The sequence below is a fragment of the Pedobacter sp. AK017 genome, assembly GCF_014200825.1.
GTDB lineage: Bacteria > Bacteroidota > Bacteroidia > Sphingobacteriales > Sphingobacteriaceae > Pedobacter > Pedobacter heparinus.
This window is the reverse complement of record NZ_JACHCW010000004.1, coordinates 367,576-378,306: the sequence shown is the minus strand read 5'-3', so window position 1 is coordinate 378,306 and position 10,731 is coordinate 367,576. Positions and strand designations below refer to the sequence as shown.

Sequence of the window (10,731 nt, the reverse complement as noted above, 5' to 3'; positions counted from 1 at the left end):
ACCGGTTAACAAAGTGGTGCCCCGATACCACTGGTAACTGGCAGCAACTGATGAGGTCAGCGTGACAGAACCACCAAGACAGAAAGTTGTCCCTGCAGATGCCGTAACTGTTGGTTGAAGTGGCAATGGGTTTACCGTAACCGGAACTGCTGTCGAAGCCGGGCTTGAACAGGAATTGCCATCGGTAACTACAACCGTATAATTGCCGCTTTCACTTGCTGTATAAGTTTGGTTCGTTTCACCGGTTAACAAAGTAGTACCGCGATACCACTGGTAGCTCGTAGCTGCACTGGAAGTTAACACTACTGAACCACCAACACAGAAGGTCGTTCCTCCAGAAGCCGTAACCGTAGGTTGAAGTGGCAATGGGTTTACTGTAACCGGAACTGCTGCTGAAGCCGGGCTTGAACAGGAATTGCCATCGGTAACGATTACTGTATAATTGCCGCTTTCACTTGCTGTATAAGTTTGGTTCGTTTCACCGGTTAACAAAGTAGTACCACGGTACCACTGGTAACTGGCAGCAGCTGATGAGGTCAAGGTAACAGAACCACCAAGACAGAAAGTTGTCCCTGCAGATGCCGTAACTGTTGGTTGAAGTGGCAATGGGTTTACTGTAACCGGAACTGCTGCTGAAGCTGGGCTTGAACAGGAATTGCCATCGGTAACTACAACCGTATAATTGCCGCTTTCACTTGCTGTATAAGTTTGGTTCGTTTCACCGGTTAACAAAGTGGTGCCCCGATACCACTGGTAACTGGCAGCAGCTGATGAGGTCAAGGTAACAGAACCACCAAGACAGAAAGTTGTCCCTGCAGATGCCGTAACTGTTGGTTGAAGTGGCAATGGGTTTACCGTAACAGTAACTGCTGTCGAAGCCGGGCTTGAACAGGAATTGCCATCGGTAACGATTACTGTATAATTGCCGCTTTCACTTGCTGTATAAGTTTGGTTCGTTTCACCGGTTAACAAAGTAGTACCACGGTACCACTGGTAACTGGCAGCAGCTGATGAGGTCAAGGTAACAGAACCACCAAGACAGAAAGTTGTCCCTCCAGAAGCCGTAACCGTAGGTTGAAGTGGCAATGGGTTTACTGTAACCGGAACTGCTGCTGAAGCCGGGCTTGAACAGGAATTGCCATCGGTAACTACAACCGTATAATTGCCAGTTACTGTAGCCCTGTATGTTTGGTTCGTTTCACCGGTTAACAAAGTAGTACCACGGTACCACTGGTAACTGGCAGCAGCTGATGAGGTCAAGGTAACAGAACCACCAAGACAGAAAGTTGTCCCTGCAGATGCCGTAACTGTTGGTTGAAGTGGCAATGGGTTTACCGTAACAGTAACTGCTGCTGAAGCCGGGCTTGAACAGGAATTGCCATCGGTAACTACAACCGTATAATTGCCAGTTACTGTAGCCCTGTATGTTTGGTTCGTTTCACCGGTTAACAAAGTAGTACCACGGTACCACTGGTAACTGGCAGCAGCTGATGAGGTCAAGGTAACAGAACCACCAAGACAGAAAGTTGTCCCTGCAGATGCCGTAACTGTTGGTTGAAGTGGCAATGGGTTTACCGTAACAGTAACTGCTGTCGAAGCTGGGCTTGAACAGGAATTGCCATCGGTAACGATTACTGTATAATTGCCGCTTTCACTTGCTGTATAAGTTTGGTTCGTTTCACCGGTTAACAAAGTGGTGCCCCGATACCACTGGTAACTGGCAGCAACTGATGAGGTCAGCGTGACAGAACCACCAAGACAGAAAGTTGTCCCTGCAGATGCCGTAACTGTTGGTTGAAGTGGCAATGGGTTTACCGTAACAGTAACTGCTGTCGAAGCTGGGCTTGAACAGGAATTGCCATCGGTAATGATTACTGTATAATTGCCGCTTTCACTTGCTGTATAAGTTTGGTTCGTTTCACCGGTTAACAAAGTGGTGCCCCGGTACCACTGGTAGCTCGTAGCTGCACTGGAAGTTAACACTACTGAACCACCAAGACAGAAAGTTGTCCCTGCAGATGCCGTAACCGTAGGTTGAAGTGGCAATGGGTTTACCGTAACCGGAACTGCTGCTGAAGCCGGGCTTGAACAGGAATTGCCATCGGTAACGATTACTGTATAATTGCCGCTTTCACTTGCTGTATAAGTTTGGTTCGTTTCACCGGTTAACAAAGTAGTACCACGGTACCACTGGTAGCTCGTAGCTGCATTGGAAGTTAACACTACTGAACCACCAACACAGAAGGTGGTTCCTCCAGAAGCCGTAACCGTAGGTTGTAAGGGCAATGGGTTTACTGTAATCGTTACTGCTTTTCCCGCCCCGGAAGCATTTTCGCAACTGTTATCGCCTTTAACCGTTACATAATAGGTAGTGCTAACAGTAGGATTAACAGTATAAATTGTCCCCGTATGAAGCAATGTTGTAAGGGCAGCCTCACTATACCAATTGAAAACCGGATTAACGATAGTACTACCAGCAGCCAAATTAGACGTCAATTCGGCACTCTGACCAATACAAATCGCCTTATCAGCAACTTCAATATCTGAAGCAATAGCCCTGGAACCTACCGTTAGTACTACCGTTTTTGTTGACCGTTGAGTTCCTAAAGTATTTATTGTAAAAGTAAATACGCCAGAAGCGGTTGGTGTACCTGTAATTGTCAATTTACCTCCTGTTATATTTTTAACCAGCCCGGCTGGCAATTCAGGCAGGATTTGAACATCTGTTCCACCTGCTTCAAGAACATACTCAATCGGCACAATTGATGAATTTACACATACGAGCTGAGCATGGGCCGTATTGTATTTTATATTGTTACAAACCTCATTGGCAGTACCATTTAAACATTCATCGTGTGGATTAGTAGGTGCCTTATCAAATATAATATTGGTTGCATCTGGGTCCGTAACATCCTTCGGTCTCATTATACTTGCATCGACAAGAATATCATTTCCCGAAATACCAGCACCAATAGTTCCGTTAATTGTATAAGTAACTATACAGCCATTAGCCAAATCCAGCATAGAACTAAATCCCGTTGCATCTAGCACAGCATTACTTTCTGCACCCGTTGCCCCAGTAAAAGAACTAATTATGCCGTTAGCATTGACGGTAAAGCCAGTAGGTACATTAAAATGAAACGCTGCTCCTGTCACATCACTTACACCGGCATTTTTAACCTTCACTGCATAAGTAACCTGAGTACCTGCAGCTGTAGAAGTATAAGTTGGTATTACACTCACCACCTGCAGATCTGCAACTTTAACATTCACATTTAAGGGCTGGGCTTCTTCCTTACTAAGGATATAAGCATAAGTATCCATAGCCTTTTCATTACCATAGCTATTTGTTCCGGTACCACTATTTCCAGAGCCACTGCTCCCGCTATAGCTTCCCCATTTATGTCCATTCGAATTACTTGAGATTCCATTAATTACATTTACCTGTGGATTAGAAACCTCACCAGCTTTACCTCCGGTAATATCGCTGTCATCCCAATATACCCTATCACTATACACACTTTCGTCAATAATATTAGGCGTTGGATTTACAGGATAAAACGCTGAGTTTTCAGTCAATTCAATAATAATGCCCTTTGGGTTTATCTCCATATCTATAAATGGAAAATGTACCTCCGCTGATGCCAGTCTAACTCTTACTTCAGGAACAACCAAACCTCCTGGAACTAAATTACCTAAGCCATCTTTTCCATCCCATTTTATCGTATTCACACCATTGGCAGCAGCACCATTGAGCACCCTGTCTTTACCAGCGCCAAGTGGTATAGTGATCCGGTATGAACCTGCAACATTTGTTTTAAAGATTATTGTTCCTCCTTTTTGACTGGCCTGCCCAACAGTCCCTTCAGAACCTACAAAATCGATATTCGAAACAACCGGAACAGTTGGTTCATTTTTTAGCCAGGTAGTCGTAGAAGTAGTTCCATCTATTGCAACCTTAGCGGAAACCGGCAGATCAGGAGAAGGAGGGCCATAAAACAGTTTATGAGTAACCAGGTTTTTTGTCAAATCATCAACAGCCCTTGGATCATGTACAGCATTGGCAATTACAGTCTCGTCTGTTGTATTCAGACTTTTATAAAGTGGATTCCCCGTAGCATCTACAAATCCTTTATTATTCGAAAAAAAAGTAAAGCCCAAGCCGTTATTACCGTTATTTTTTACACGGTAAGCCCTTCCGTCTTTAGTTAAAACATAATTTATCCCATTATAGGCCTTATTCGAATCATCAAAATTCTGGGACAACTTTAAATTCAGAACATTTGTATACACCCTACCCCTCAGCCATTTATCTTTGACAGCATTACATACTGAAACATCCCAGGCAGAAATAAGGGGGGTATTATTACTTTGACTCCAAGTACCATCTGCGAAAACGTCTGAGGCGGTAGGGCTATTTGTATCTACTTTATTACCTGTTGGTATAAATTCAATTTTCCAAACACCCTCATCATTACCCACCTGAAAAGAATAAGGTAAATAGCGATTATTCCCAGCACCTTCTCCTGGAAAACGTGGCCCAGCTAATTCTTCGGTTCTACTGGAAATTTTACCCACCGTGCTTCCAACAGTAGTCATTGTCTGTACCCCTGATGGGGAAGTGATAATAATTATCCCATTACCAACTCCCTGTGCACTGGATGCCACCGCTATATATTCATTTTTAACAGCGTAAACATAATGCGTTCCAAGGGTTCTGAAAGGGAAAGCTACTGAAGTACTAATAATTCCGAGTGCAGCATTGGAATATAAAAATGCACGATTACCCGATGCCCCAACCGGATATAAATCTTTACTCCCCTCTGCCAGTACATTCGATAAATTAAATAATGAGCATAATAGAAAAACCAGACAGCATATACCTCTGTAACAGGAGAGCACATTAGATCTGAGCGTATTCAGCATAAATTTAGATATACATTTATTCCGCTTAATAAAAAACTTCTTGTCTTATGTATTCATATTCTTCCAATGGGATATTTTCCTCATTATAAAAACACATAAAATAAAATATTAATTTCTTATAAGTTTAATTTCATTTACCTTAAGCAAAGTAATCAGAATTTAGATCATTTCTATGAAAATTTTAACTTTTTTAATAACAATCAGGCCAAAAATTTAAACAACATCAAAAAACAGCCTAAATACATTAAAAAGACATAAAATTAAATAAATTCAAAATATATGAATAAAAAAACACAAAATAAAAAAAGGAATAATAAGAAAATAATTCTACACTATGAGAAATAAAATACACATAATTTAACAAAACAATATTATGCCAAATAACAAAAACAATGACGAATAAATCAAAAAACGGCGAATTTTGCTTACAACAATCAGTTTACACCCATACCACCATCAAACTAGTGACACAAAATAAACAATAAAGAAAATAAAAAATCTTAATGAAACGAGTTGTTTGACTACTATCGGCCGTACAAAAACAACCCATTATTTAGGAACGGAAACTGTTGTGACTTCTATACAGGGTTTAAAACATGTCATATATTTCGTATCTTACAACATGAAAGCTAAAGAAAATCAAACCTCAGCCCTAACCAATACCAGACGTAAGAACCCTGATGATTGGAATGCCGTGTTTTATAACAAGAAGGTGCTTTGGGGTGGGCTAAGCAGCAAAACCACCTATTATGTTTTTTTTGCAGTTCTAATCCTTGTTGCCATTATTTATTACTTATAACTATACGGCATTACATTAATGATTTGAAAACCCTTCTGAACAATTACCCAACCTTTGGCATACTTTATCATCAGGATCAATCCAGCTGATTGTATATAATATATTGTATATTTGACCGACCATTTAAAAAATTGCAGCGTTGAAAGACAAATTACAATCTGATTCGTTAGGCCAGCTGGCTGATCCTACTTATTCCAGAGTGAGAGAGAAACTTCGGGAAGATATTCTTTCGGGATACTTTATTTCGGGTGAAAGATTAAAAATAGCAGAACTGGTAGAACGTTATAAAGTTAGCCAGATGCCTATTAGGGAAGCTTTGCAACAGCTACAAGGTGAGGGATTGTTAATTATTGAACCAAACAAAGGTGCCCATGTTAGAAAAGTGGATAAACAATTTTTAGAAAGCATCTACGAGATCAGACAATTGATTGAAGTATACCTTACCGTAAAATGTATAGAAAACTTAAAACAGAAAGACCTTAAGCTCCTAAATCAGATCCAGAAAAGTTACGAGTCCGCAGCTGCAAAAGAAGACTATACAATCTGCTTACAATTGAACCGTCGCTTCCATTCCACCATATATGAACTGGCAAATAATAGTGAAGGACTGCAGATACTGGAAAAACACTGGCAGCTCATCAACACCTTACGACTTACTTATGGTTTCGGTTCAAGGCGAACGGCCGAAGTCATAGAAGAACACCAGGCTATCCTCCTTGCCCTGGAAAGTCGAAACCCTGCAGCAGTTGAAACTGCAGCTTCAGTACACTGTGTAAATGCTAAAGCTGATCTCCTTGCTCAAATGGGCGACAGACTTAAATAGCATTTTCATTATTTTAAATCCAAAATATTAAATAATTGATAAATATATTACTAATTGATAATCAAAATTATAATTATTTATATATATATTGTATACAATATATAATATATTACTTTTGGAAAACTATAAGAAAGCACTGACATAAACTTCAGTCATACTAACCAAAATAAATTACCTGATGGACATTAAATGGATTGGACAAAGCGGCTATATTGTAGATGTAGACGGTATTAAGCTAGTAATTGATCCTTATCTCAGCGATTCCATTTATAAACTACAAGGATTAAAACGGATGTTTCCTATTCCCCTGGCCATTAAAGACCTGCATCCAGACTATATTTATTGTACCCACAATCACCTGGATCATTTTGATCCGCAAACTATACTCAACATCCTTAGTTACTTTCCATTGTGCAAAATTATAGGTCCCTCAAGTGTCATTGAACATGCAAATAAATTGAACATTAGTATCAGGAATACAATTTTACTTAACCAATGCGAACAATTATCATTAGGCGAACTCAAACTTACTGCCACTCCTGCCATTCATACTGATCCTTTTTCAACGGGACTAATCGTTGAAGATAAACACCACAAGGTCTATTTCTCGGGTGATACTGAATATGTGCCAGAGCTTGCGGGCTTAATCACAAAGATATCGGATACCAAACTGGATGCACTTTTTGTTTGTATCAACGGAAAACTGGGAAATATGAATGCAGAAAATGCGGCAGTTTTTGCACTTGCCCTTAACCCTGAAATGGTTATTCCCAACCACTATGGCATGTTTACTGAAAACACTGCAGACCCAGTGTATTTTGCAGCCCTATGTACATCGGCCGGTTTAAAGTCAAAAATAATGCAGATAAATACCAGCATAAAATTATAAATGAACAGATGAAAATCACTGAGATCAAAACCTTTATTTGCCATTCATACCGAACAAACTGGGTGTTTGTAAAAGTAATTACTGATTCGGGCCTGCATGGCGTAGGCGAGGCAACACTGGAAATGAAAGAATTGACTGTGTTGCAGGCCGTAAATGAATTAAAAAGATATTTAATAGGAAAAGACCCTCACCAGATAGAAGCCATCTGGCACGATTGCTATCGAGATGCCTACTGGCGGGGCGGGGTTGTTTTAATGAGCGCACTGGCCGCTATAGATATGGCTTTGTGGGACATCAAAGGCAAAGACCTTGGTGTACCGGTATACCAGTTGCTTGGAGGAAAGGTAAGAGATGCCGTACCATGTTATGCGAATGGGTGGTTTGCCCCTGCAAAAACCCCTGAAGAGTTTGCCGAAAAAGCAAAGGAGGCCGTAAAAATCGGTTTTAAAGGTTTAAAATGGGACCCATTCGGATCGGCCTATATGAACCTGACCAAAAAAGAGTTTTCTTATGCTTTGGCTTGCATTGATGCTGTTGTTAATGCTGTAGGAACAGAGATTGACATCTTAATTGAAGGGCATGGCCGTTTTAACATGCCAACTGCTATAAGGGTAGCCCATGCCCTGGAAGACTTTGACATTACCTGGTTTGAAGAACCTATTCCCCCTGATCATATGGAGGGACTGGCGCAATTAAGAAGAAAAACCAAGGTGCCTATTGCAGCCGGCGAGCGTCTTTACAGCAGATGGGATTACAGAAGTTTTCTAAACCAGGAATGCGCAGATTTTATCCAGCCTGATGTAAGTCATGCTGGTGGTATATCAGAACTTAAAAAGATTGCTGCTATGGCCGAATGCTATTACATTCCGCTTTGTCCGCATAACCCGAGTGGCCCTGTAGCTAACGCTGCCACACTTCATATTGCTGCATCTACACCAAATTTCCATTTCCTTGAAACGATGAGCAGTGACGTTCCTTACCGCAATAAAATAAGTACCGAAAAAGTTGAATTTATAGACGGAATGATGCAAATTAACAACTTGCCCGGCCTTGGAATAGACATTAACGAAGAAGCAATTGTGGCTTACCCTTATGAGCCGAGGGACTTGCGACATTACAATGGGAAGTTAACCGAAATACGCCCGGAAAATGCAAAGGGCTATTTTGCAAAGTAATCTTTTAAAGACAGCATCAAAATGATCAGATACAGTGCCCGGAACAACTTAAGCCTCAGGTCTTTTAACTGGGAATTGATTGTATTGCTTTGGCTGGTTTTTTTCTTTAACCAGGCCGACCGTCAGATATTTAACGTGATATTACCTCAGATTAAAGCAGCACTGAAGTTAACGGATGCAGAATTGGGGATGATTGCATCGGTATTTATCTGGGCTATAGGACTATGTGTCCCTTTAAGTGGTTATATCGGAGATGTTTTCAGTAAGAAAAAAGTAATCATTTTTAGCCTGTTGTTGTGGAGCACCGCAACCTTTTTTACCGGCCTTAGCGCAGGCCTGGTACACCTGATCGTTTTAAGGGCAGTAGTAGGGAGCAGTGAATCTTTTTACGCCCCTGCAGCAAATGCGCTTATAGCAGAAAAATATCAGGAAAAAACTGGCCTGGCTATGGCCATACACCAAACTGCGTTATATGCCGGAATAATCATCAGCGGATTATCTGGTGCATTGATAGCCGAAAGATTTGGCTGGAGCACCGCCTTTTATTTTTTTGGTGGGATAGGAATCATACTTTCCATCGTGCTGTTTGTCAGGTTTAAAAAAATTATTGCACCGGATACGGTACAGACAACCTATAAAGTAACATTATTTGACGGCATCATGGGACTGTTCAGGAAAAAGACAGCGATATTACTTACGCTTGCCTTTGCCTGTATGGTATTTGTAAATGTAGGCTATTTAACCTGGTCTCCTACTTTCTTACATGAAAAGTTTAATCTCTCACTAGCAAATGCTGGTTTTTCTTCCATGTTTTACCATCATATTTTCGCTTTCCTTGGCGTATTGCTCGGAGGACGTTTTTCCGATCAGCTGGTTAAAAAAACTGCAGGTTCGAGACTCAAACTACAAGCTTTAGGCCTGTTACTGGCTTGTCCTTTTATTTATTTAATGGGCTCGGCAAATCAGCTGTTTTGGGTATATGCGGGGATGGGCTTATTTGGCTTTTTCAGGGGTATTTATGATTCTAATATTTATGCTTCTTTATTTCTGGTCATCCCCCCTGCCATACGGGCCTCTGTTTCAGGGGCCATGATTATGTTTGCTTTTTTGATAGGTGCCTTTGCACCATGGATTTTAGGCATTGTAAAACCTACATTAGGGTTATCTGATGGGTTATCGGCCCTTTCCATAGTATATCTGGCTGGCAGTATCTTTATATTTATAGCGCTTAAATTTACTTTATCCAAAGAATTATATATTGCTGCACAGACCGATAAAATTTAATTAAAATATGAAGTCATGAACGAACTAACCGGAAAAACTGCACTTATAACCGGATCTTTAAGGGGTATAGGTAAAGGTATTGCCTTATGCCTGGCAGAAAAGGGGGCCAACATTATACTTAACGACCTGGCAGAAACCGATGATCTTCAGCAAACGGTTGACCAGATCAGGGCATTTAACCAGGAGGTTTATTTTAAAGCAGCAGATGTCAGTTTAAAAACAGATGTGGAAGCCCTTTTTTCCTTTATTAAAGCCCATATAGGTCAGCTGGACATCCTGATAAACAATGCGGGGACATCGCAGGCAAAAGACATTTTTGACATCAGTATTGAAGATTGGGACCATATTTTAAGCACCAATCTTAGCAGTTGTTTTCTATGCGCCAAAAATGCGATGGAAATGATGAAAGTACAACAGAGCGGACGCATCATTAACATCAGCTCAGTTGTTGGGCAGCAAGGCGCATTGTATGGTCATGCTCATTATGCGGCCAGTAAGAGCGCCATTTTAGGCCTTACCAAAACATTGGCCAGAACAGGCGCCCCCTTCGGAATCAGGGTAAATTGTATTGCACCCGGTATCATAGAAACTGATCTGCTAAATCAAACTCACGGAATTGAGGGGATTGCCAAGATAGCTGCTGGTGTGCCGCTCGGCATCGGACAGCCACGTGATATAGGTTTGACAGCTGCATTCCTGGCAGGTGAAGGCGGCAACTACATTACCGGCGCTACCATAGATATCAACGGAGGGCTTTATTTCAGATAATATCACAAATTTTAAATGGTACTTATTGCTTAAATAGTAATATAAACACATTATATCAACCAAAATT

Annotated in this window: 6 protein-coding genes and 1 pseudogene; 6 read left to right on the top strand and 1 reads right to left on the bottom strand. The window is 41.0% G+C overall.

The features are described 5' to 3' along the window. Positions 1-4,926: pseudogene (locus HDC92_RS08115) on the bottom strand (hypothetical protein); the annotation flags it as partial. A 622-nt stretch (positions 4,927-5,548) separates the two neighbouring features. Between HDC92_RS08115 and HDC92_RS08110 the strand changes: the two are divergent. The 6 genes from HDC92_RS08110 (at position 5,549) to HDC92_RS08085 (ending at position 10,664) form a co-directional block, all read left to right on the top strand. Then, the gene (locus HDC92_RS08110; protein ID WP_155975985.1) at positions 5,549-5,725 is read left to right on the top strand and encodes a hypothetical protein; all 177 of its coding nucleotides are present in this window, start codon (positions 5,549-5,551) and stop codon (positions 5,723-5,725) included. Between the two features lie 139 nt (positions 5,726-5,864). Then, entirely contained in the window at positions 5,865-6,548 is a 684-nt protein-coding gene (locus HDC92_RS08105; RefSeq protein ID WP_183873636.1) for a GntR family transcriptional regulator, read from the top strand. A 178-nt stretch (positions 6,549-6,726) separates the two neighbouring features. Further along, entirely contained in the window at positions 6,727-7,437 is a 711-nt protein-coding gene (locus HDC92_RS08100; RefSeq protein ID WP_015808411.1) for an MBL fold metallo-hydrolase, read from the top strand. Positions 7,438-7,445: 8 nt separating this feature from the next. Then, positions 7,446-8,612: a galactonate dehydratase gene (dgoD, locus tag HDC92_RS08095; RefSeq protein ID WP_015808412.1), complete on the top strand. Its 1,167-nt coding sequence runs from the start codon at positions 7,446-7,448 to the stop codon at positions 8,610-8,612. A 21-nt stretch (positions 8,613-8,633) separates the two neighbouring features. Continuing rightward, entirely contained in the window at positions 8,634-9,896 is a 1,263-nt protein-coding gene (locus HDC92_RS08090; protein WP_183873634.1) for an MFS transporter, read from the top strand. 15 nt (positions 9,897-9,911) lie between these two features. Then, the gene (locus tag HDC92_RS08085) at positions 9,912-10,664 is read left to right on the top strand and encodes an SDR family NAD(P)-dependent oxidoreductase (protein WP_015808414.1); all 753 of its coding nucleotides are present in this window, start codon (positions 9,912-9,914) and stop codon (positions 10,662-10,664) included. Positions 10,665-10,731 lie beyond the last annotated feature (67 nt).